Origin of the sequence: Desulfovibrio gilichinskyi, from assembly GCF_900177375.1 — a bacterium.
GTDB classification, from domain to species: Bacteria; Desulfobacterota; Desulfovibrionia; order Desulfovibrionales; family Desulfovibrionaceae; genus Maridesulfovibrio; species Maridesulfovibrio gilichinskyi.
Map to the genome: position 1 here is coordinate 26,541 of NZ_FWZU01000002.1, position 21,301 is coordinate 47,841.

Below are 21,301 nucleotides of genomic sequence, written 5' to 3' on the forward strand. Positions count from 1 at the left end.
AATGCGCCCCTATCGATTTGTCATCTTCAAGGGGCGCGTTTTGCTCTTTTTCAGCTTATAAAACTTGTTACAGTTTTAAGCTTTTTCTGCTCTGGCTTCTCTGAGCCATTGATACCAGTCTTCAAGACCTTCGCGTGAGCGACATGAAAGCGGGAAGATAGAGATGTCAGCATTTAGTTTGCGGGCATGTCTTTTGGCGTTTTCAAGGTCAAAGTCAACATAAGGAAGAAGATCTATTTTATTAAGGATCATAACGGAAGAAATATGGAACATGAGGGGGTATTTTTCAGGTTTATCATCGCCCTCAGTCACCGTCAGCAAGGTTATTTTATGGTCTTCACCGACATTGAATTCCGCAGGGCATACAAGGTTTCCCACATTTTCAACAAAAAGTATATCAAGTCCTTTCGTATCAATAAGAGATAAAGCCTCTTTAACCTGACTTGAATTGAGGTGACAGCCGCCTTCAGTATTAATCTGCACAGCCTGTGCGCCTGTTGCCGCTACGCGGCGTGCATCGTTATCTGTCTGCAAATCGCCCTCAATAACCGCCATTTTGAATTCGCCTTTAAGGTCAGCGAGTGTTTTTTCAAGAAGGCTGGTTTTACCGGATCCAGGAGAACTCATGAGATTAAGACACAGGATCTTATTTTTAGTAAAAAATTTATTCAGTTCTTCTGCAATTCGATCATTGGCTTCTAAAATATTCCTTATAACAGGTACTTCACCCATATTCGTCTCCTTAATTAATCTTAATCAATCTCTAACCCTTCGATCTGTAATTCTTTACCTTGAAGAACCTTATGTCCAATTTCAAGGCCGCAGTCCGGGCAGGGCATGTAAAGCTTATCCTCAGGGGTGAATTCTTTCTGACAACCGCCGCAACTGACTTTTATAGGTATTTCATTCACAACGAGAACCGAGCCTTGAAGAGGGGTTTCCATGGTAATGGCTTCCCATCCGAATATCAAAGCATCTGAGACGATTCCCGCAAGAGCTCCGTTAGCCACAATTACTTTTTTGAGCGTGGCGTCAGGGTGCTTCTCCATTTCCTCTTGGACTATTGCAAGTATACTTTGAGCTATTGACATTTCATGCATGAATTTGGACTACCTCAAAAAGGAGTCAGGGGCAAGATACTTCAAAGTAGAAATTGAATGGGTTTAGTTATTTGCATTTAAAATAAACATTTTTTTTGAGTATATAACAGTTTAAAAGGATTGATATAAGGTAAGTCGCCGTTTGCTGTACCACTCATAAACCTTGCGTAAGTGGTGGGAGTGTTTTATCGACCTGTAATACGTTGCAGACGTTTGGATGACGCTTTTAAAAAAGTGTATTCATATTTCAATGTTAATGCTTAAAGCATAACTTTATTACGAGTCCGGTGTTACCGGATTCTGGAGGACTAATAGATGTATGTAGGACTGAAAATGCTCAAGGATTTTGTTACAGTAACTCCTGAAACTTTAGTGAAGGATGCGAACAAACTTCTCGAAGATAATCAGTTGTGGATGCTTCTTGTCAAAGAAGGTGAAGAGCTGATTGGTTATGTCACCAAAGAGGATGTCCGTGCAGCTCTGCCATCCGTCATTACTTCCCTTGAGAAACATGAGCTCGGCTATTTGCTGAGTAAGCTCACTGTCAAGGATGTCGTCCGCAAAAACATAACCACAATCCCTCCTGAAACAGACATCGAATCGGCCGCGGATCTTATGTATGAGATGAATCTCTCAGGTCTGGCTGTTGTAGATAAAGAGGGGAAGCTGATAGGTTATATTAACCGGAATAAAATGCTGGAAGTTCTCGTTGAAGAAATGGGACTTAAACAAGGCGGTTCACGTATTGTAGTTGAAGCGGAAGAAAGAACCGGAGTTCTGTATGAGCTTGCAGGTATTATTTCAAATATGAAATACAGTATTATCAGCACAGGTCTGTTTTTTCATAAAAACCGCAGAATGGTTGTTGTCCGTGTAGATACTGATGATCCTTCTCCTATAATTGAATCGTTAAGGGAACGCGGGCATAAAGTTGTAGGTCCGGATTCCTTTAAAAATGAATGGAAATCTTAGTTTCTGATTCCATCTTCTAAAAAAGTAAAAAGGGCCGTATCTTAAAGATGCGGCCCTTTTCTATTGGGTCTATGACCCTGGAATTTGACGGTATAATTATTTACTGATTAACCGCAGCTTCCTGAGCACGAGCCGCAAGAGCCTGCGCCGCCCATTTCCATAGCAGAAGTAATAACAAATCCGCTATAGCTCAGGTCTACTTTGAAGGGGCTTCCCTGTCCGTTAAGTTCTTTGTCTATTACAAAGTTGAATCCCGCTGCATCAAGGTTTTCGTCAGTGTCTTTTGGCTCATCCAGAGCCAATGCCAATCTTGGACCTGATCAACCACCTGTGGCGAGGTAGATGCGAATAGGGGTTTTTTCTTTATCAGCAAAATAGCTTTCCAGCTGCTTGGTGGCAGCTTCTGTGATTTCAACCATTGTTTCCTCCTTATAGGGCTTGTCTATGCAAAAGTAAGTTTTCTATTAGGTTTTGTCAAATGTACAATGTTGACCTTGAAAGTCTCTTAAGGTAGGAAATAAATTCAGTTCAGTTTTATCAACAAAATTATTTGTTTTAGATATTCCAACAAGACAAACTAAACGCTCCATCGTTTATAGGGAGTCATTATAATGAAGACTAAAGATCTCATCTTGGAAACAGCCAAAGAAATGATTTCTCAGGTGGGTTTTCATAGAGCAACTACTTCTAATTTAGCTAAAACAGCTAATATTTCAGAAGGAACCATATACAGGCACTTTGAAAGTAAAGAAGATATTCTTCTTCACATTCTAACAGGGCTTGAAAATGAATTTTCATACTATGTTGAAAGCATTCATCAGAGAATTGATAAAGGCGAGTGCACATTTGATTTGATAATGTCAGAGTACTTTAATTTTGTTACAGCAAATGAAGTTGACCTTAAGATCATGCTTTCCACATATGGTTTGCTGGATTCTTCTAAAAGGTTGATGGCTATTTTCCTTAAGAATCTTGAGCTTATTCTTGGTGAATGCATCAAGGACGGAATCAAAAAAGGTATTGTCAAAGATGTTCCTGTGGAAGAAAATGCCACAGTCGTCATGACAATTATTTTCGGTTTGACCAGACTTCATTTGTACTGGCCTGATCAAGGCGATGTACGTACAGAAGCTATTGCTTTCTGCCGTCGCAGTCTGCTTAAATAGATTTTATAAAAAGTTTTTTGCAGGGTCGTTCAGTAATGAACGGCCCTTTTTTTTGATCTGATTAGACCGTAAAAAACTTCAGTCGCAATGCATTGGTCACTACTGTTACTGAACTTAGCGACATTGCCGCGGCGGCGAACATGGGTGAAAGAGTCGGTCCACCGAAAATGTAGAGCAATCCTGCTGCAACAGGAATTCCGAGTACGTTGAAAGCAAAGGCCCAGAAAAGGTTCTGCTTGATATTTTTGACTGTAGCACGGCTGAGAGCTAAAGCTGTCAGAACCCCTGTGAGGTCTCCCTTCATCAGCACAATGTCGCCTGATTCAATGGCAACATCAATTCCTGTTCCCATGGCAATTCCAAGGTCCGCTGAGGCCAGCGCGGGCGCATCGTTGATGCCGTCACCAACCATTGCGACTTTTCTTCCTTGAGCTTTTTCTCTGTTAACAACTTCAGCTTTGCGGTCCGGCATTACCTGCGCGACCACTTCATCTATACCTGCGCTTTTTGCTATTGTTCTGGCAACTTTCTCGTTATCTCCGGTAAGCATAACTGTTTTTACGCCTAAGTCGTGAAGTTTTTTTATTGTTGCAGGAGCTTCTTTTTTAATTTTGTCAGCAATTGCCATAATTGCGGCAAGTTTTCCGTCTATGGCGATGTAAAGCGGACTTTGCCCGGCAGATTCGAAGCGAGAAGCTGCCTCTGTAGCATTTTTAGCGTCAAGTCCTGTTACAAAATTACGGCTCAGGTATTCTTTATTGCCGAGCAGCATTGAGTGTCCGCCTGTCTCTGTGGCAATACCGAGCCCTGCAACTCCAGTAAATGATGTTGTTTCAGGCAGAGATACTTCTTGCTTTTCCGCCGCGCGCAGGACTGCTTTTGCAAGGGGGTGTTCAGATTGCTGTTCTGCAGATGCCGCGAGGGACAGCAGTTCTTCTCCATTTTGTCCATCCGCTAGAAATGTATCAACTAACTCAGGCTGTCCGTAGGTCAGAGTGCCTGTTTTATCGAAGATCATGGTGTTTATTTTTCCGGCTGTTTCAAGAGCTTCACCCGATTTTACAAGTACGCCGAGCTGTGCGCCGCGTCCTGTTCCGACCATAATTGCAGTAGGCGTTGCAAGTCCCATGGCGCACGGGCAGGCAATAACCATCACGCTGATAAAAATACGCAAGGCAAACGAAAAAGGTTCGTCGCTGAAAACGTACCAGCTGAGACCGGAAAGAACGGCAATAGCCATTACCGAAGGCACAAAATAAAAACTTACGGTATCCGCAAGGCTGGAGATCGGAGCTTTTGACCCTTGAGCCTCCTGCACGAGTTTAATGATGCGTGAAAGAACAGTGTTTTCACCGACATTCTTGACCCGTACTTTCAGTGCTCCGCCGCCGGTGTTTACAGTGCCGCCTGCAACGGAGTCACCGACAGTTTTTGATACAGGCATGCTCTCACCTGTAAGCATGGACTCATCCAGTTCAGAACGGCCTTCGTACACAGTTCCGTCTGCGCCTACTCTGTCACCGGGGCGGATGAGAATATTATCGCCTGGGCCTATTTCTTCGATCGGAGTTGAAACCTGTTTATTGTTTTCAAGTAAAATGGCCATTGCCGGAGTCAGGTCCATTAATTTTTCAATAGCTTCTGAAGTGCGTGATTTGGCGCGCCCTTCTTGAAATTTTCCCAGTAAAATAAGTGTAATAATTGTTGCGGCGGATTCAAAATAAAGATCCATGGCCTTTACCATGGGATCAACACCGATTGCGATTTCAACAAGATTCCAGAAGGAATATACAAACGCCGCAGATGTTCCAACTGCAATCAGTGAATCCATGTTTGGAGCACCGCGCAGAATATTCGGGATACCGTGGATGTAAAAATCTTTACCGAACCAGATTACAGGCAAGGTCAAGAAAAGTTGGACGAGGGCAAATCCAAGCGGCGAATCGTGCGGATTTATAACAGATGGCAACCCCATGCCGACCATGTGGCCCATGGTTATGATGAGCAGGGGAATGGTGAATGCCAGAGCATAGATCAGCTTTTTTTTCATTAGAGCCAGTTTTGCCGCGTTATCTTCACGTCTGGCTTCAAAATTTTTATGTGCGTCCTGTGCGGATTCTATTTCTCCGGCTTCGAATCCGATATCCTTTATGGTTTGTCTTATATCTCTCAGCGAAATAATCGCGGAATTAAATTTTATAGTTGCAGTTTCACCGGGAAGACTGACTCCGGCTTTGATTACTCCGTCCGTATTATTTAAAACACGTTCAAGCCTCGATGAACAAGCCGAGCAGGTCATGCCGGATATTGGCAGAAGAATTTCTGTTCCTGCAATTTTTTCAGTAGCTTCAAATCCAGCATTTTCAACCATTTTAATGATTTCAGCGGTCGAAACAGCCTTTTTATCGAAATCTACGGCTAAGGATTCAGTAGCCAGATTGACGCTGGCATGCTTAACTCCTTCCACGTTATTGATGACCCTTTCGAGCCTTGATGAACATGCAGAACAGGTCATTCCTTTAATTTCAAAAAGTGTATTCATAGTATTTCCTGTAATATATATTGGCTGGGTACTGTTCAGGGATTGCATTGCCCTGTTACATTTTTTATAGCTATTTGCGAAACCAAGCGGCGCAAGATAATATCGAGAACAAGTCTACTAGAGATAAGTATAATTACCATTGTGATTGTTGCAAGTTCTTATGCCGTGGACTGAATCCTAAAATTTAAACAGTTTTGAATATAAAGTTCAATTTCTTTAAAGGCGGAGTAATATGCAAAAACAAAAAATTGTCCTTTCTGAAATAGATATGTCCCGCACTCTTGATAGACTCGCCTCCGAAGTTACTGAGCGTAGAGGTAGTAGTGAAAAGCTTGCGATTATAGGTATTCAGCGTCGCGGCGCAGATTTAGCCCAGAGACTTAAAGATCTGCTCGACAATCGACTTGGAAGAGAAATACCCTTGGGTAAGCTTGATATTAATCTTTATCGTGATGATTGGACAAATTTAAGCCGCCAGCCAAGTCTTAATCATACCGAAATACCTTTTGATATTGAAGGCTCGTCAATTATTCTTGTTGATGATGTCCTTTTCTCAGGAAGAACAATTCGCGCTGCTCTCGAAGCTGTTCTTGATTTCGGGAGGCCGCGCAGAGTTGAGCTGCTGGTACTCATTGACCGCGGACACCGTGAATTGCCTATCCGTGCTGATTATGTAGGTAAAGAAGTGCGGACAGGTGAAGATGAGCATGTAAATGTTCTGGTAAAAGAGCGTGATGATGAAGATAAAGTTGTGCTCATTCTGCCTGAATAATTAATTAAAAATTGTACTAAAACCGGAAGGTTCGTTTTCATATGAGTGATAGGGAATTAGTCTTTTCAGATGAGTGCGCCGTCAGCCTTATAGGAATGGCAGGAGCAGGAAAATCAACTATTGCCCCGCTTCTTGCCGCCCGATTAGATTGGGAATTTATTGATACTGATCTGGTCGTGGAATCTTTTTATGGAAGGCCGCTTCAGGAAGTCGTGGATTACCTCGGTCTTTCGGACTTTCGTAATGCCGAAGAAGAAATCATTTCCACCCTCGGCGTTGTAAGAACAGTCGTTTCCACCGGGGGAAGCGTTGTGTATGGCGAGCGGGCAATGGAAAGGCTGAAAAGCCTCGGACCTGTTGTCTATCTGCGCATGGGATGTGAAACCTGCCTTGAGCGGGTCGGTAACGGTGACGGCAGGGGACTGGCTATAAGGCCCGATCAAAGCGTTGAAAGTCTCTATAATGAACGAGTTCCGCTTTACGAACGCTACGCTGATTTTGCAGTTGATACAGATAAATTTTCATCTGCTGAATGTACTGAGAAAATTTCTCAGTGGTTGAAATCAATACAAGAATAAAAAGTAAGCTAAGGTTTAATAATTCATGAAAAAAAGTACCAGACAAGCAGTTTTCCGTAAGCTTGATTCCCTCTATGAACGTATGGCATCCGTTTATGCAGATACTTCCGCGCGCATAGGGCTGTCGTGTGAAAATTGTGAAGAAAACTGCTGTACCAGCTATTTTCAGCACCACACATATGTTGAGTGGCTGTATTTATGGCAGGGGTTAAATAAGCTTACTGAAGAAAAAAGAAATGAGTATGTAAGGCGGGCTGAAGATTATGTGCGTGGAGCTCGAGCTATGCTTGCAAACGGTGTGCGCCCTAAAATTATGTGCCCGTTAAATGATGACGGTCTTTGCGGTGCGTACAAGCACAGGCTTATGATCTGTCGCATGCATGGAGTTGTGAACACTTTGCTCCAGCCTAACGGCAAGCAGCATGCTTTCCCCGGGTGTTTCAAGTGTCAGGCTCTTACAGAAAATATGGAGAACGTACCTGTGCTGGACAGGACCCCGCTTTACAGAGATTTAGTCGGGTTGGAAATGGCTTTGCTCGGCAACAAGATTAAGACCATGCCCAAAGTCGATCTCACTCTTGCTGAAATGATTCTCATGGGCCCTCCTGATCTGAATAAGAAGTAAGATAGAGAGCCGCGCGACTGTGCTGTTTCAGAATTTCTGTGCTGTAGCCTGTAGAAAGCCTATGAAATCTTCCATGCCCAGTTTGCGGCATTTTATATAACGTATGGCATATTCTCTGAAAGTCAGGTCTGTTCCGTATACATGGTAACGCGTGTCCGGACCGCAGAATTCTAAACCAAGATATTCGGCAATTTGCGGATGGATAGGCTGTTCAAAATCCGGGAACGGTTCTGGAAACGATTCTGTCTGCGCGGTTGTAAGTTTGTTTATATTCAACTCGGATAAGATTGCGTTCGCTGTATTTGTCAGCAGTTCTTTTCCGGGATGATTGATCGTGTTGAAAAGCTTACGCTGTTTGTAGTTTGCAAGAATGTAATCGACGTATTTTGCAGAGCAGAAATTTTCTTTCTGTCTTTCTATTTTTTCAGATTCAGCAATTATCGATTTAAAATCGTAGATATTTGTCAGCTTGGCATTCATAAAAAGGTGCAGAATCTGGGACTCGTCAAGATCTCTTTCAAATAGAGATTCCAGAAAAGTGTCAGGGTAGTCGAATCCTTTTTTTCGAGACCATAGCGGCCAGTAATGGATGAAAAGCATACTCGGAAAAGCGATGGTTTTGCACTCAGTGTTCAGCTTGGAACTAAGTGTTGCCGAGGACAGTTCTCCCCAACCTTCTGCAAGATGCTGGTACAGAAAAAGGTCGCACTTCGCGAGAAGTTCACCAGGTATCGGCTCTCGTATATAGTTGGTGAAACGGTGAATGTCATAACTTACCTTAAATTCAGGACTTAAACTTAAAAGATCCTCAATTGGTTCACCTTGGCAGTTCGCCTGTAATATGCAAATTCTCTTTTTCATTATGAAGTGCAGATTAGCATAATCCATTATGGTAGCACAATAAATAGAAGTTCCTTTCGGGAATAGCCCGGTCGATGATTTTTATAACTAAGCCCGCGGGCATCAAAGATAATTATTTAAGGTAAAATTATATGAAAAGTTACTCCAGAGCCGATTTAGAAGCAGTTATTTCAAGTGTGGCAGAAGTTGATGCCGCGCTTGAAAAACATGCGCGCGCTCATCTGGATAATTTGACCAAGCCCATAGGCAGCCTCGGCCGTCTGGAAGACCTTGCGGTAAAAATGTATATGGCTTCCGGTGGTCATGCTCCCAAGTCTGATCCGGCCCGTATATATGCCATTGCCGGAGATCACGGTGTTAATGCTGAAAACGTCAGCTTTTTCTCGCAGGAAGTAACCCGCCAGATGGTTGAGAATTTTCTTCGCGGCGGGGCAGGTATCAACGTTCTTGCAAATACTTCCGGCGTACAGCTTGTGGTGGTTGATGCTGGATGCGCAGGCGGACCTTTTCCGGATCATCCTAATTTGATACAGCGTAAAATCAATTGCGGCACAGAAAATATTTCTAAAGGTCCGGCTATGACTGAGGAAGATTGCTTAAAGGCTATCTTTCTTGGTATTGATCTGGCAGACGAAGCATACAGTGACGGGATTAAAACTCTTGGAACCGGTGAAATGGGAGTTTCAAACACAACCCCTTCAACAGCTTTGTATTGCGCTTTTTACGGGCTTGAGCCTAAATTTGTTACAGGACCGGGCGGTGGAATTGATGCCGAGGGTGTAGTCAGAAAAATAGGGGTTGTGTGTAATTCTCTTATTGCAAATAAGGATGCCGTCAAAACCGGAGACCCTCTTGCTATTCTGACAGCTTTAGGCGGGTATGAAATTGCCGCTCTGGCCGGGCTTATCATCGGCGGCGCAAAGAACAGGCAGATGATTTGTATTGACGGCTTTATTTCAACCGCTGCTTACGCTGCCGCGTGCAAGCTCTGTCCAGCTGTCAGCGGATATTCTGTTTTGAGCCACGCTTCAGCAGAGCCAGGATATGCCGGGGTTGTGAAAGAACTCGGCAGAAGACCTTTATTGCACCTTGATATGCGTCTGGGTGAAGGGTCCGGAGCCGCTTTGAGTATGTTTATGCTTCGGGCAGCTGCGAATATTTATAATGATATGGCAACATTTGATGATGCCGGAGTTGATTCCGGTAACTGATTTCTACTTAAAGGAGAATGACTATGTCCGCTTGGGAACTGGTCAAGTCTGTTAAAGCCGCGGGTTGAGCCGCCAAGATTGCTCCGGGGGACCTGGCGCAAGTGCTTGAAGGGTTAGCCGTGGAAGACGAACGTCTGCTGACCGGACTGGGGGGGAATGAAGATTCCGCCATAGTGTCTTTTCCTGCGGGCAAAGCCCTTGTTCAGACTTTGGATTTTTTTACGCCCATTGTTAATAATCCTTATTGGTTCGGGCAGATTGCTGCTGCTAATTCTCTGTCTGATGTTTATGCCATGGGCGGTGAGCCTTGGACTGTTATGAATATAGTTTGCTATCCCATGAAAAAAATGGGTGGCGAAGTACTGCGCGAGATTCTTAAAGGCGGCATGGATAAAACCCGCGAAGCCGGAGCTGTACTTGCCGGCGGTCATAGCGTTGAGGATGATGAAATTAAGTACGGTCTTTCCGTTACGGGTTTTGTAGATCCTACCGGTTTTGCTTCTAACAAAGGACTGCGTGAGGGCGATCAGCTGCTCTTAACCAAACCTCTTGGGACCGGAGTGCTGGCGACAGCTCTAAAGGCTGACTGGGACGGCGCAGAACGTTTTGAGAGGGATGTCTATAAATGGTCTTCCCGCTTAAATAGCGGCGGCGGAAGAGTCATTCGTGAACTCGGCTTAAAAGGAGCCACCGATATTACCGGATTCGGCCTTGGCGGACATGTTTTAGAGATGGCGGAAGCTTCAGGCGTAGCCGTTGAACTGTGGCTTGATAAAGTGCCGTTTATGGACGACGTTATTGATCTGGCTTCTATGGGCTTGATTCCGGCAGGAAGTTTTGCCAACCGCAATTTTTGCAGTTCACAGGTGGAGACGGCGAAAGGCTCAGACCCTGTTAAGACGGACCTTGTTTTTGATGCCCAAACTTCCGGTGGATTGATTTTAGCTGTTCCTGCGGAGAAGTTGCAGCAGGCTAAAGATATGCTCCTTGAAGCCGGAGATTTGGCGGAACATATCGGACAGGTTGTTTCGTTTGATAAGCGAAGAGGGCGGCTGCGAATCGGATAGTTCGGTTGTGTTACATTTATCAAATTTAAAAAGCGCGTATCTGTTACAGGTACGCGCTTTCGTCATAGATAGGTCATGAGTTCTCAAACTCTCATGGAGGTGGTCCTTAATGCTATGCACTGCCGTGGCTGGAGGTTACAGCCTGAATCAGATTGCCGCTGGCATTGTATACCGGCGAGGATTCAATCTTAACTAGTTCACGGTGCAAGGAAGGATCCGCAAAAGCCTGTCTGTGCAATCTTCTGCGCTGCAACACCTTCATAGAATCAGCTAATGTTTCTGTTTCCCTTTGCGGGGATACCTGAGCCACTTGTCCAAAATCTGAAGAATTAGTCATCGAAGACCTCCGTCCGTGGAAGTTATAAATGTAATATATCGGTAATGAGATACCGTTTAAAAGTCTTATCGGTTGATCTTTATAAAACTTAATGTTTGGGCTTAAATCGTATGATTAATGATTCAGGAGTATTGCCGCGTTAAGTTAATATTTTTTAGTTTAATAATGGAAAAGCCTGAAATCTGTTCATCACAAAGGATGAAAAGACTTCAGGCTTGAATTTAATAAAGTAAAACAGGAAAAATCAGTCTTTCCAATTCCACCATTTTTCTAAGTGCGGGTCGCGTTTTACAGTGTTAACGCAGTAAACAACGCATCTGAAAACATAAAGCATGCAACGATCCACATGTTGTCCGGATAATTCTTCCAGACGCAGATACATGTCTTCCGGATCTTCACTCTTCATTTCATCAAGAGAGCGATACCCCATATTCCAAAGATCTTCGGCAATGGACTTGCCGACTCCTGGCAGGGTGCGGAAACTTTTCAGAATATCAGGCTTTGCACTTATCATAGACGCGATCGAGAATTTCTCTGGCTCCGGCTGCAAGAACATCGTTAGCCAGATTTGTTCCAAGTTCCCAGGCTTCATCGGCAGAGCCTGTTCTTTCGAGTCTTATCGGGCTGCTTCCGTCGATATCCGCTACAAAACCGGTAAGTTTGATTTTATTGCCTTCCAGCACGGACCATGCGGCAATAGGAACCTGACAGCCGCCGTCAAGACCTGTCAGGAAGCCGCGCTCAGCGCGAACCTGACGCGCAGTATCTTCATCGTGAAGGAATGCGAGAATGTCTTGAATCTCCGTGTCTTCGATTCTGTACTCTATTCCAAGCGCGCCCTGAGCTACAGCCGGAAGAAAGTGCGGAGGACCGAGAATTTCGCTTTTAGGAGCGGAAAGGTTAAGTCTGTTCATGCCGGCAGTTGCAACAACTATGGCATCAAATTCTCCGGCTAAAAGCTTGCCTACACGGGTATCGAGGTTGCCGCGGAGTGATTCAATTTTAAGGTCGCTGCGCAAAGAAAGAAGCTGAGACTGTCTGCGCAGAGAACTCGTTCCGACAACTGCTCCGATCGGCAGATCTTTAAGTGAATCATACTTTACGGAAAGAAGAGAATCGGTATCCGCTTCTCTCGGCGGGATGATTCCGACTTCAAGCCCTTCAGGAAGTTCTGTTGGTACATCCTTCATGCTGTGCACAGCTAAATCAGCTTTATTGGCGAGCAGAGCTTCTTCGATTTCCTTTACGAAAAGCCCCTTGCCGCCTACTTTTGCAAGTGGAACATCCAGAATTTTATCGCCCTTGGTTTTAATCTTGAGCAGTTGCACTTCAATACCGGGGTATTCGCTGCGCAGAAGATCGGAAATATGATTTGCCTGCCAGAGAGCAAGTTTACTGCCACGGGTCGCGATGGTTATTTTTCTCATTATGCCGCCGTTTAATTTTGAAATTAGTTACTGAATCAGCCGCAGGAAGAGCAATTCCCGCCGGAACATCCCGAACAGCCGCCGCCGGATGATGGCGCAGACGGGGCCGGTGCGCCCATATCTCTTGAGTCTGAAGATCCGCCGTTTTTGAACTTACAGGCAGAAATAAGTTTTTCTGTTCCGGTAGATTTGCACTCCGGACAGGAAGGGCATTCATCACGGTTGAAAACAAGTTCTTCAAACACTTTCCCACAGTCTGCACATTTAAATTCGTATATTGGCATGAATTACTCCATGTTTTGAAAGTATAGTCGAGAAAAATTGCATAGCCCAAAACTGCTTATCGGGCAATGTCCTAAGCCCATATAAGTCCGCTTACGGAAATTGCAATAAAAAACGCGACCTACTTGTCAGTAAGCCGCGTTTTCTGTTGAGCAATTGCGGGAAGATGCTATTTAGTTTTAGCTAGCGGCCATACTTCTTCTATTCTTTCAATCGGAGTGATTTCAATTCTGCTGCGCAGTTCATCCGGAATATCTTCAAGGTCTTTCGCATTCTGTGAAGGAATAAGAACCCGTTTCATTCCAAGTGATACCGCGGCAAGAATTTTTTCTTTGATTCCGCCGACTGGTAAAACTCGTCCGCGCAATGATATTTCACCTGTCATTGCAAGCTCAGGGTCAACAGGAATATTGGTCAGCGCGGAAATAAGCGCAGTTACCAGTGTAACTCCTGCTGAAGGTCCGTCTTTAGGCGTTGCGCCGTCAGGTACGTGAATATGAAGGTCCTGTTCTTCGTGGAAGTTAGGGCTGATTCCATATTCATCTGCATGGCGGCGGGCAAAAGAAACGGCGGCTTGCGCTGATTCTTTCATTACATCACCAAGCTGTCCGGTAAGGAGCAGTTTGCCCTTTCCCGGCATGGCCGACACTTCAATATGCAGAGTTGTTCCGCCGACAGGTGTCCACGCCAGACCGACTGCAACCCCCGGAGGAAGTATGTTTTCCCTTTCGTCCTCAAGATATCTTGGAATACCGAGCAGCTTTTGAAGATTATCTTTAGTCACTTCAAACGGTCCGCTTTCGCCTTCGGCTTTTTTGCGGGCCAGCTTACGGCATACACTGCCCACTTCACGCTCAAGGTTTCTAAGACCTGCTTCGCGGGTGTATTCTTTAATAATTTTAGCCAGAACTTCATCCGTCATAACCAGTTCATTTTCACCGAGTCCGTTTTCCTTTGCCTGACGGGAAAGAAGGTAACGGCGGGCGATTTTAACTTTTTCGTGCTCAGTGTAACCGGGGAGTCTGATGACTTCCATGCGGTCAAGCAGAGGACGGGGGATGGAGTCCAAAACGTTAGCTGTGCAAATAAACATTACTTTTGAAAGGTCATAAGGAACGTTTAAGTAATGATCGGTAAAAGAAAAGTTCTGTTCAGGGTCGAGAACTTCCAGCAGGGCGGAAGAAGGATCTCCTCTGAAATCTGAACCGAGCTTATCTATTTCATCCAGCATAATAACCGGATTGCGGGTTCCGCACTGTTTCATTGCCTGAATGATGCGTCCGGGCATGGAACCTATGTAGGTTCTGCGATGACCGCGTATTTCCGCTTCATCACGCATTCCGCCAAGAGACATACGGTGAAACTGGCGTTGCAGACTGCGTGCAATGGAGCGACCGAGGGAAGTTTTACCTACACCCGGGGGGCCCACAAAACAAAGGATAGGGCCTTTCATTGCAGGGTTCAGTTTGCGGACACTCAAGTATTCAAGGATACGCTCTTTAACTTTTTCAAGATCGTAATGATCTTCATCTAATATTGTCTTAGCTTCTTTAATATCAAGGCGGTCACGGGACTGCTTTTTCCAAGGGATTTCAGTCATCCAGTCAAGATATGACCTGATAACAGTTGCCTCGGATGCGTCCGGGTGCATGGTTTCAAGGCGGCGGAGCTGTTTTTCAGCTTCAACGCGAACCTCTTTAGGCATCTTGGCTTTTTTAATGGCCTTGCGGATTTCGTCCATTTCCTCCGCTTCATCAGCGGATTCACCAAGCTCGCCTTTGATGGCTTTAAGCTGTTCGCGCAGATAAAAATCGCGCTGAGCTTTGTCCATGCCTTCTTTGGCTCTGCTCTGAATCTTATTCTGCATGGAAGCTACTTCAACTTCCTGAGTAAGCTGGGTGTTGACCAGTGTGAGTCTTGCGATAGGTTCTTCACATTCAAGTATTGACTGGGCAATAGCAACCTTCATTCTCAGATTGGAAGCTATAAGATCTGCGAGTCTGCCCGGTTCATTTACATTATTGAGCACACTCATAATGTCAGATGAAGAAATACCGCGCAGGGTGAGAATTTTTTCACTCTGTTCGCGTGATGATCTGACCAAAGCTTCCTGCTCAGAAGAAACTTCACCTGTAGCCGGTTCAGAAATAGTCTCGATTTCAGCTATATGAAACGGTTCAGATCCGATAAATCTTTTTACCTTAGCTCTTGATACACCTTGCACCAGCACTTTAAGTCTGCCGTCAGGCATTTTGAGCATGCGCATAATCATACAAACCGTTCCGGTTGTGTAGAGATCGTCATGCTCAGGAGCCTCAATGCTTTCATCCTGCTGTGTGAGGATCATTACGTAGCGGTCCCCGGTCATTGCGGCTTCAACAGCGCTTACTGATTTTTCGCGACCTACAAACAGCGGCAGGATCATGTAGTTGAATACAACTATATCACGAACTGCAAGGACAGGCAGTGTTGTAGGAATATTCGCCTGCGCACTTTCAGCAATATTTCCGGCTTCATCCAGCAGATCCGCCGTGTCATGAAGAACATTCAGCGGAGAAACCGGAGGTTTGTTAAGTCCCTGATTGTTTCCGGCATCAGAGAGATTCTTTGCTTTAACATTTTTTATCGGACCGGCTTTGTCTTTTTTACGCAGCTTGAGCGGTTTAATAGGTGATTTCTTTTTTTTCAACGGAAGATCCTTATGTCAAAAGTGGTTATTTATTTAACAATATGATGAACAAATATTTTCAATCTCAGGTCTTTTAAGAACGAGGCAGGAAACATTTGTTGTAAAATACATTACGAAAGCTTGGCATAAAGCTCTGGCGACTATTAAGTCATCTTATTTCGAATGACTCGTGCTCTGTGTCGTAATCAATCCAATCGCATTTAAGGTCTGTTACCTGTGCTAAAGGAGGACCGACAAGAAGCCTTGACTTCATTTCTGCAATATCTGTTTCACTGCCTTGAAGAAGAATTTCAATTTTTTCACCGTCTATATTTCTAACCCAGCCGCCTATATTAAGGGCTACGGCCTGATCGTTAACCCATGAACGAAAGAATATTCCTTGAACCTTTCCAGCAACGACACAATGATAACTTTTAATCATCGGGTTCTCCTTGTGGTTTGAGGTGAGATTACAATCGTCCTGATTCCATAAAACTGTAATGCCTGTCTGCTGTAACAATAACATGGTCAAGCAGGCGGATATCAAGTTCCCGGCAAGCGGATTTAATTTCCATCGTTCTTGCAAGGTCTTCCGGGGACGGAGAAGGGTCTCCGCCGGGGTGATTATGGGCCAGAATTACTCCGCTTGCGTTGTGTCTGAGGGCCAGAGCAACAATTTCGCGTGGAAAAACAGCCGTTTTGTCGACAGTTCCGTCCGTGAGCTTTTCCCAGCATATCACTTTATTGCCATTGTTGACCAGTGCTACCCAGAATTGTTCAACTTCCAAATTGCCTATACGCGCTATTGCGGCTCTTGAAACAGCCTCCGGCGATGAAAGGGCATTTTGAACATACATCGGTTCTTCGGCCATTCTTGTCCAGAATTCACGGAGAAGCTTGAAAAAAGTTAAAACACCCGGGCCGATTCCATTGATCTTTTTCAGCCTTTCATCAGAAGCTTTAAAAACTCCACCCAGTGTTTCAAATTCTGCCAGCAGATCTTTGGCTATGGGTTTTGTGTCTTGTCTTGGGAGCACCTGTCCGAGCATAAGCTCTAAGATTTCATAGTCCGCCAAATTTTGCGAGTTATTGCAAAGCCGCTCTTTGAGCCTTTGGCGGTGTCCATGATAGTGCGGTTTGTCATTCATAAATAAATAGTAAGTCTGCTTTGGCAAGTCTTATTGTTAAAAAGTCGTCAAAATGAGCAAAAATAATCAAAAAAAGTGTAAAAAACATGAAATTAATGATTTTTAAGTCAATCTCTATGAGTAAGAGATAAACTGGATATCACGGCAAATCAACCTGTGCATGTATGAATTCGACCATATTCTAATCAAAAAACACTGTTTTCTATAAAAAACATGTTTTTAAGCTTAAAAAATGGATAATTCGGCACAGAAAAATTGAAAACTCAAATTGGAAACAATTAAAGTTTATCTTCTACGATTTGATGGAGATACTGCAAAAAGACTTGTAAGTGCGGCAACAAGAAGTTCGAGAGCCTGCTCCGGTCTGCGGCTTCCTGTTTTTATTCCGATTTCAGCTTCAAGGACAATATCGAAAATTTTAGCGATGCGCGCCGGTCCTAACCGCTGAGCCAGAACTTTTTTCTGCTTTTTGACGAAAGGAGGGAGGCCCACGGAGGATTCTTCACCGTGAAGCATCATCCATAAGGTTCTCGCTTCGCGGGTTAAGGAGGCTGTAAGCATAAAGATCATGGAATCTTTTTCCATGTGGTTTGTAAGAACTCTCCGCCAGATTTCTATAGTATCTCCGCCCTGCGACATTGCGCTCATAAACTCGAAGAAATTCATGTCTTCTGAAAAAGCAATCATGTCCAAATGGTCCATGAGCAGTTTTTTTTCAGGTCCGGCAGCAAGTTCCAGTTTATCCAGTTCAAGTTTTGCAGCTCTGGCGTCTTTGGGTAGTGCTTTAGTTAAAGCCTGTTTTACGCTGTTCTCCATAATAATTGAGTTGCGAGCAGACCATTGATTTACGAATCCTGTGATTGATTTTTCATCAAGTCCTGCGGATTCCCATATCCAGTTCTGTTTTTCTGCGTATTGCCAGCATTTTTGCTTTTTCAAAACAGCTGGAACAGGCGCGCTTTTTTTTGTCCATGCGCCTTCAAGGCATAGAAATAGAAAAGAAGATCCGGAAAGAGCTGATAATGCCTTATCAAGTGTCTTCCAGGTGGCTACTTTAAGAGTGTGTGCACGGCGCAATATAATTGCTTTGCTGGAACCGAAAAGAGTTTGGAGGGTAAGGTCGTCCCAGAATGTGGAAGGAAGTTCATCGTCAGCCCAGTATACTTTTTTTTCAAAATCTGAAGCGTTGTTGCTATCAAGAATTTCGGTAATGCGCCCATGGAGCAGTTCCGCATCGGGGCAGGTGAGAAAAATGTATCCCGGTCTGGACATGTTTATCCTGCTTGAGTTTTACGTCTTATTAACTGGAAAATTGATTAAAAATAAGATTGCAAGGGGGCTTGAAATTTAATCACTATTTTGCGCATCCGGCATAAATATTATGCACGGATGCATCACTTTTCAGGGGAATTAATTTCCTTAGTAAGCCTGATTCATGCGGTCGACAAGTCTGCGGATCATAAGTTTTACAACCAGTCTGTTTGTAGCGTCTTCTTGGCCTGCATAATAAGATTCGGTTACGCCCACAGTCCCTGAACTCCAGATGGTATGACCGTCTGCAGCATCGGTTACCCGCATCTGGACTCTGAGAGTTGCATCATATTTCAGTGTCTTATCGTCAACGCCAAGCACGCGGCTTCCGTTTGAAAAACTTACGATTCTGATTTTGAAAAGAGCGTCCGCTTTTGGTTTATCAACCCATGTCAGCTGCCCGCGGCGTGTGATCTCATCCCTGAGGCCTGATCTGATATAAGGTTCAAGCCAGCGTTCAAGGGTAGGGTTGGAGACTTCGGCAATAGCGACTTTTCTGAACTGCTCGGGCAGTTTGTTAGGTTCGCTTGCAGAATTTTGATAACCGCATCCGCTGACGATGAAAACGAGACATAGAAGTAACAAGAGTCGTTTTACGGTGTTAATGGCGATCATTCTGAAGAGTCCCTGTAAGCCGCGATTTGCGGGTTGCGGTTAAATAGAAGAAAGCGGGACGACATAAGCCGTCCCGCAATAATATCTTAATTGGCGACGATGTTGACCAGTTTACCCGGAACAACGATCACTTTTCTAACTGTCTTGCCTTCAATGTTTTTAACAACATTTTCATGAGCAAGCGCTTCTTTTTCAATTTCATCTTTCGGTGCGGAGGCCGGAACAGAAAGCTTTGCTCTCATTTTCCCGTTTACCTGAACGATAATGAGCAGCTCGTCAGTGACGAGTGCTGATTCATCATATTCAGGCCACGCAGCCGCTGCGACAGATCCTTTATACCCCATAATTTCCCAGAGCTCTTCGCAGAGGTGAGGAGTGATTGGAGCAAGAACAGTCAGCACTGTGCTGAAAGCTGAAGATAAAGCAAATTTACCGCCGTCACTTTCAAGAAGCGTATCCTTAAGAGCATACATTTCGTTGACCAGTTCCATTGTCGCAGCAATTACCGTGTTGAACTGGAATTTGTTTTCCATGTCACGGTTTGCGCGGCTTACTGTTTCGTGTTCTTTGCGGCGCAGGTTTTTAGCTTCGGATGGAAGAGTCATTCCCTCGGGTTTTGCACAAGCGCCGACAGGAGAAATTGAACCTTCAAGATCTTCAGCGAGTCTCCAGATTCTGTTCAGGAAGCGTGAAGCTCCTTCCAGTCCCTGATCACTCCATTCGAGGTCTTTTTCCGGTGGCGAAGCAAACAGAATAAAGAGTCTTGTTGCATCTGCGCCGTATTTTGCGATCATGGCATTAGGGTCGACAACGTTGCCTTTAGATTTAGACATCTTGGCACCGTCTTTGAGTACCATACCCTGAGTAAGCAGGTTTGCAAAAGGTTCATCAAGACCTGTGTAACCTTCGTCACGCAAAGCTTTGGTGAAGAACCTTGCATAAAGCAGATGCAAAATAGCGTGCTCAATTCCGCCGATATACTGGTCGACAGGGAGCCAGTAATCCAGAGCATCACGATTGAAAGCTCCGTCATCTTTGCGTGCGTCAGTGTAGCGCAGGAAATACCATGAAGATTCAACAAAAGTATCCATGGTGTCGGTTTCCCGTTTGGCAGGTTTGCCGCACTTAGGACAGGTTGTGTTGATGAAAGATTCCATCTGCGGCAGCGGTGAGCGTCCGTCAGCGTTCATAACCGCATCTTCCGGCAGCACGATAGGAAGATCTTCTTCCGGAACAGGCACAATTCCGCAATGATCGCAATAGATAACAGGAATAGGAGAACCCCAGAATCTCTGGCGGGAAATATTCCAGTCACGAAGGCGGTAGTTGACGGACTTTTTGCCTTTACCGCTCTTGCCTAGATATTCAACAATTGCGCCTTTTGCTTCATCATTAGGCATATTGTTGAATTCACCGGAATTTATAAGGATTCCGGGAGAGGTGAAGGCTTCAGTCAGTTCGTTAAGGGATAAAGTTTTACCTTCTGGCTGAATTACAATCTGCATCGGCAGGTCGTATTTTTTAGCAAAATCAAAGTCGCGCTGATCATGTGCCGGAACGGCCATTACTGCGCCTGTTCCGTAACCCATGAGAACAAAGTTTGCCACGTAGATGGGCATCTTTGCGCCGTTAAGCGGGTTGATGCAGTACGATCCAGTGAAAACACCTTCTTTTTCAAGGTCATCGCCGGAACGGACAATACGGTCCATGTTAGAAACTTTTGTGACGAATTCGCGGACCTTATCAGCTTCCGGATTGCCTGCAATAAGCTTTTCCACCATAGGGTGTTCGGCCGCAAGAGACATGAAAGTCGCACCGTAAAGAGTATCAGGGCGGGTGGTGAAAACGCTGATGGTGTCGCTTGTTTCGGCAACTTCAAAATCAAGTTCAGCACCGATGCTTTTACCGATCCAGTTGCGCTGCATGGTCAGAACTCTTTCAGGCCATCCGCTTTCAAGCTTGTTCAAGCTTTCAAGGAGTTCTTCTGCGTAATCAGTGATACGCATGAACCACTGGGAAAGTTCTTTCTGCTCAACCTGAGTATCACAACGCCAGCAAAGACCGTCTTCAACCTGTTCGTTTGCAAGAACTGTATTACAGGTTTCACACCAGTTAACCGGAGATTTTTTGCGGTAAATTAAACCCTTTTTCAGGAAATCCAGAAAAAACTGCTGTTCCCATTTATAATATCCCGGGTGACAGGTAGCCATTTCACGTCTCCAGTCATAGGAATAACCGAGGCGTGAAAGCTGCGTACGCATGTCATCTATATTGGCATAGGTCCATTCAGCAGGATGGGTTTTGTTTTTGATCGCCGCATTTTCAGCAGGCAGACCGAAAGCATCCCAGCCCATGGGGTGAAGGACATTGAATCCTTTCATTCTTTTGTAACGGGCAACTACGTCAGCAATTGAGTAGTTACGCACGTGTCCCATGTGAATTTTGCCGGACGGGTACGGAAACATCTCCAAGACATAATACTTGGGACGCGATGTGTCTGTCTCTACATGGAAGGCCCCTGTATCTGTCCAAGCCTTCTGCCATTTTTCTTCAATTATTTCTGGATTATATTTCCCGAAGCCCATTGTAGGATCCTTGCTTTTACTTTTACGAGAGCGG

22 protein-coding genes are annotated in these 21,301 nt (G+C 44.7%); 7 read left to right on the top strand and 15 right to left on the bottom strand.

The window, feature by feature from the left end:
* Positions 1-75: 75 nt before the first annotated feature.
* Positions 76-732 carry a hydrogenase nickel incorporation protein HypB gene (hypB, locus tag B9N78_RS05080; protein ID WP_085099375.1) on the bottom strand — a complete coding sequence of 219 codons (657 nt, stop codon included), beginning with the start codon at positions 730-732 and terminating at the stop codon, positions 76-78.
* 20 nt (positions 733-752) lie between these two features.
* Entirely contained in the window at positions 753-1,100 is a 348-nt protein-coding gene (locus tag B9N78_RS05085) for a hydrogenase maturation nickel metallochaperone HypA/HybF (protein ID WP_085099378.1), read from the bottom strand.
* A 315-nt stretch (positions 1,101-1,415) separates the two neighbouring features.
* Here B9N78_RS05085 and B9N78_RS05090 point away from each other — a divergent pair, with 315 nt between their 5' ends.
* On the top strand, positions 1,416-2,072 hold the full coding sequence (locus B9N78_RS05090) for a CBS domain-containing protein (protein WP_085099381.1): 657 nt from the start codon (positions 1,416-1,418) through the stop codon (positions 2,070-2,072).
* Between the two features lie 107 nt (positions 2,073-2,179).
* On the opposite strand, the gene B9N78_RS18310 is transcribed toward B9N78_RS05090, so the two are convergent.
* Positions 2,180-2,491 (bottom strand): IscA/HesB family protein, encoded by a 312-nt coding sequence (locus B9N78_RS18310; RefSeq protein WP_245805472.1) that lies wholly within the window; start codon positions 2,489-2,491, stop codon positions 2,180-2,182.
* A gap of 192 nt (positions 2,492-2,683) precedes the next feature.
* Between B9N78_RS18310 and B9N78_RS05100 the strand changes: the two genes are divergently transcribed.
* The gene (locus tag B9N78_RS05100) at positions 2,684-3,238 is read left to right on the top strand and encodes a TetR/AcrR family transcriptional regulator (protein WP_085099386.1); all 555 of its coding nucleotides are present in this window, start codon (positions 2,684-2,686) and stop codon (positions 3,236-3,238) included.
* A gap of 61 nt (positions 3,239-3,299) precedes the next feature.
* Here B9N78_RS05100 and B9N78_RS05105 read toward each other — a convergent pair whose 3' ends face one another.
* Positions 3,300-5,780, bottom strand: coding sequence for a heavy metal translocating P-type ATPase (locus tag B9N78_RS05105; RefSeq protein WP_085099389.1), 2,481 nt, complete (start codon positions 5,778-5,780; stop codon positions 3,300-3,302).
* 232 nt (positions 5,781-6,012) lie between these two features.
* On the opposite strand from B9N78_RS05105, the gene pyrR reads away from it, so the two are divergent.
* From pyrR to B9N78_RS05120, 3 genes are read left to right on the top strand one after another with little or no spacing between them, the layout of a single operon-like run.
* Complete coding sequence (pyrR, locus tag B9N78_RS05110; protein ID WP_085099391.1) at positions 6,013-6,552, top strand: bifunctional pyr operon transcriptional regulator/uracil phosphoribosyltransferase PyrR; 540 nt, start codon at positions 6,013-6,015, stop codon at positions 6,550-6,552.
* Between the two features lie 41 nt (positions 6,553-6,593).
* The gene (gene thrB, locus B9N78_RS05115; RefSeq protein ID WP_085099394.1) at positions 6,594-7,130 is read left to right on the top strand and encodes a homoserine kinase; all 537 of its coding nucleotides are present in this window, start codon (positions 6,594-6,596) and stop codon (positions 7,128-7,130) included.
* A 25-nt stretch (positions 7,131-7,155) separates the two neighbouring features.
* Entirely contained in the window at positions 7,156-7,755 is a 600-nt protein-coding gene (locus tag B9N78_RS05120; protein WP_085099397.1) for a hypothetical protein, read from the top strand.
* Positions 7,756-7,782: 27 nt separating this feature from the next.
* Here the strand turns inward: B9N78_RS05120 and B9N78_RS05125 are convergent, their stop codons facing one another.
* Positions 7,783-8,616, bottom strand: a complete 834-nt coding sequence (locus B9N78_RS05125; RefSeq protein ID WP_085101233.1) for a WcbI family polysaccharide biosynthesis putative acetyltransferase — start codon at positions 8,614-8,616, stop codon at positions 7,783-7,785.
* Between the two features lie 131 nt (positions 8,617-8,747).
* Between B9N78_RS05125 and cobT the strand changes: the two genes are divergently transcribed.
* Positions 8,748-9,827, top strand: a complete 1,080-nt coding sequence (gene cobT, locus B9N78_RS05130; protein WP_085099400.1) for a nicotinate-nucleotide--dimethylbenzimidazole phosphoribosyltransferase — start codon at positions 8,748-8,750, stop codon at positions 9,825-9,827.
* A gap of 23 nt (positions 9,828-9,850) precedes the next feature.
* Positions 9,851-10,894, top strand: coding sequence for a selenide, water dikinase SelD (gene selD, locus B9N78_RS05135; RefSeq protein WP_085099403.1), 1,044 nt, complete (start codon positions 9,851-9,853; stop codon positions 10,892-10,894).
* A 112-nt stretch (positions 10,895-11,006) separates the two neighbouring features.
* On the opposite strand, the gene B9N78_RS05140 is transcribed toward selD, so the two are convergent.
* The 10 genes from B9N78_RS05140 to leuS form a co-directional block, all read right to left on the bottom strand.
* Positions 11,007-11,231: a hypothetical protein gene (locus B9N78_RS05140; RefSeq protein WP_085099406.1), complete on the bottom strand. Its 225-nt coding sequence runs from the start codon at positions 11,229-11,231 to the stop codon at positions 11,007-11,009.
* A gap of 244 nt (positions 11,232-11,475) precedes the next feature.
* Positions 11,476-11,745 (bottom strand): helix-hairpin-helix domain-containing protein, encoded by a 270-nt coding sequence (locus tag B9N78_RS05145; RefSeq protein WP_085099409.1) that lies wholly within the window; start codon positions 11,743-11,745, stop codon positions 11,476-11,478.
* Positions 11,726-12,658 (bottom strand): hydroxymethylbilane synthase, encoded by a 933-nt coding sequence (gene hemC / locus B9N78_RS05150; RefSeq protein ID WP_085099411.1) that lies wholly within the window; start codon positions 12,656-12,658, stop codon positions 11,726-11,728. The genes B9N78_RS05145 and hemC overlap by 20 nt, the downstream gene beginning before the upstream one ends.
* A 35-nt stretch (positions 12,659-12,693) precedes the next feature.
* The gene (locus B9N78_RS05155) at positions 12,694-12,942 is read right to left on the bottom strand and encodes an FmdB family zinc ribbon protein (protein WP_085099414.1); all 249 of its coding nucleotides are present in this window, start codon (positions 12,940-12,942) and stop codon (positions 12,694-12,696) included.
* 167 nt (positions 12,943-13,109) lie between these two features.
* Positions 13,110-15,629, bottom strand: coding sequence for an endopeptidase La (gene lon, locus B9N78_RS05160; RefSeq protein ID WP_085099417.1), 2,520 nt, complete (start codon positions 15,627-15,629; stop codon positions 13,110-13,112).
* Positions 15,630-15,777: 148 nt separating this feature from the next.
* Positions 15,778-16,050 carry an acylphosphatase gene (locus B9N78_RS05165; RefSeq protein WP_085099420.1) on the bottom strand — a complete coding sequence of 91 codons (273 nt, stop codon included), beginning with the start codon at positions 16,048-16,050 and terminating at the stop codon, positions 15,778-15,780.
* 28 nt (positions 16,051-16,078) lie between these two features.
* The gene (gene radC, locus B9N78_RS05170; protein ID WP_085099423.1) at positions 16,079-16,756 is read right to left on the bottom strand and encodes a RadC family protein; all 678 of its coding nucleotides are present in this window, start codon (positions 16,754-16,756) and stop codon (positions 16,079-16,081) included.
* A gap of 285 nt (positions 16,757-17,041) precedes the next feature.
* Positions 17,042-18,028, bottom strand: a complete 987-nt coding sequence (gene holA / locus B9N78_RS05175) for a DNA polymerase III subunit delta (RefSeq protein ID WP_085099426.1) — start codon at positions 18,026-18,028, stop codon at positions 17,042-17,044.
* 147 nt (positions 18,029-18,175) lie between these two features.
* A complete protein-coding gene (gene lptE / locus B9N78_RS05180) occupies positions 18,176-18,682 on the bottom strand; it encodes an LPS assembly lipoprotein LptE (RefSeq protein WP_085099429.1) in 507 nt (168 codons plus the stop codon).
* Between the two features lie 86 nt (positions 18,683-18,768).
* Positions 18,769-21,267 carry a leucine--tRNA ligase gene (gene leuS, locus B9N78_RS05185; protein WP_085099432.1) on the bottom strand — a complete coding sequence of 833 codons (2,499 nt, stop codon included), beginning with the start codon at positions 21,265-21,267 and terminating at the stop codon, positions 18,769-18,771.
* Positions 21,268-21,301 lie beyond the last annotated feature (34 nt).

Coding starts and splice junctions, on each gene's coding strand:
- hypB (WP_085099375.1), bottom strand. CDS start 732: ATGGGTGAAGTACCTGTTATAAGGAATATTTTAGAAGCCAATGATCGA.
- B9N78_RS05085 (WP_085099378.1), bottom strand. CDS start 1,100: ATGCATGAAATGTCAATAGCTCAAAGTATACTTGCAATAGTCCAAGAG.
- B9N78_RS05090 (WP_085099381.1), top strand. CDS start 1,416: ATGTATGTAGGACTGAAAATGCTCAAGGATTTTGTTACAGTAACTCCT.
- B9N78_RS05100 (WP_085099386.1), top strand. CDS start 2,684: ATGAAGACTAAAGATCTCATCTTGGAAACAGCCAAAGAAATGATTTCT.
- B9N78_RS05105 (WP_085099389.1), bottom strand. CDS start 5,780: ATGAATACACTTTTTGAAATTAAAGGAATGACCTGTTCTGCATGTTCA.
- pyrR (WP_085099391.1), top strand. CDS start 6,013: ATGCAAAAACAAAAAATTGTCCTTTCTGAAATAGATATGTCCCGCACT.
- thrB (WP_085099394.1), top strand. CDS start 6,594: ATGAGTGATAGGGAATTAGTCTTTTCAGATGAGTGCGCCGTCAGCCTT.
- B9N78_RS05120 (WP_085099397.1), top strand. CDS start 7,156: ATGAAAAAAAGTACCAGACAAGCAGTTTTCCGTAAGCTTGATTCCCTC.
- B9N78_RS05125 (WP_085101233.1), bottom strand. CDS start 8,616: ATGAAAAAGAGAATTTGCATATTACAGGCGAACTGCCAAGGTGAACCA.
- cobT (WP_085099400.1), top strand. CDS start 8,748: ATGAAAAGTTACTCCAGAGCCGATTTAGAAGCAGTTATTTCAAGTGTG.
- B9N78_RS05140 (WP_085099406.1), bottom strand. CDS start 11,231: ATGACTAATTCTTCAGATTTTGGACAAGTGGCTCAGGTATCCCCGCAA.
- B9N78_RS05145 (WP_085099409.1), bottom strand. CDS start 11,745: ATGATAAGTGCAAAGCCTGATATTCTGAAAAGTTTCCGCACCCTGCCA.
- hemC (WP_085099411.1), bottom strand. CDS start 12,658: ATGAGAAAAATAACCATCGCGACCCGTGGCAGTAAACTTGCTCTCTGG.
- B9N78_RS05155 (WP_085099414.1), bottom strand. CDS start 12,942: ATGCCAATATACGAATTTAAATGTGCAGACTGTGGGAAAGTGTTTGAA.
- B9N78_RS05165 (WP_085099420.1), bottom strand. CDS start 16,050: ATGATTAAAAGTTATCATTGTGTCGTTGCTGGAAAGGTTCAAGGAATA.
- radC (WP_085099423.1), bottom strand. CDS start 16,756: ATGAATGACAAACCGCACTATCATGGACACCGCCAAAGGCTCAAAGAG.
- holA (WP_085099426.1), bottom strand. CDS start 18,028: ATGTCCAGACCGGGATACATTTTTCTCACCTGCCCCGATGCGGAACTG.
- lptE (WP_085099429.1), bottom strand. CDS start 18,682: ATGATCGCCATTAACACCGTAAAACGACTCTTGTTACTTCTATGTCTC.
- leuS (WP_085099432.1), bottom strand. CDS start 21,267: ATGGGCTTCGGGAAATATAATCCAGAAATAATTGAAGAAAAATGGCAG.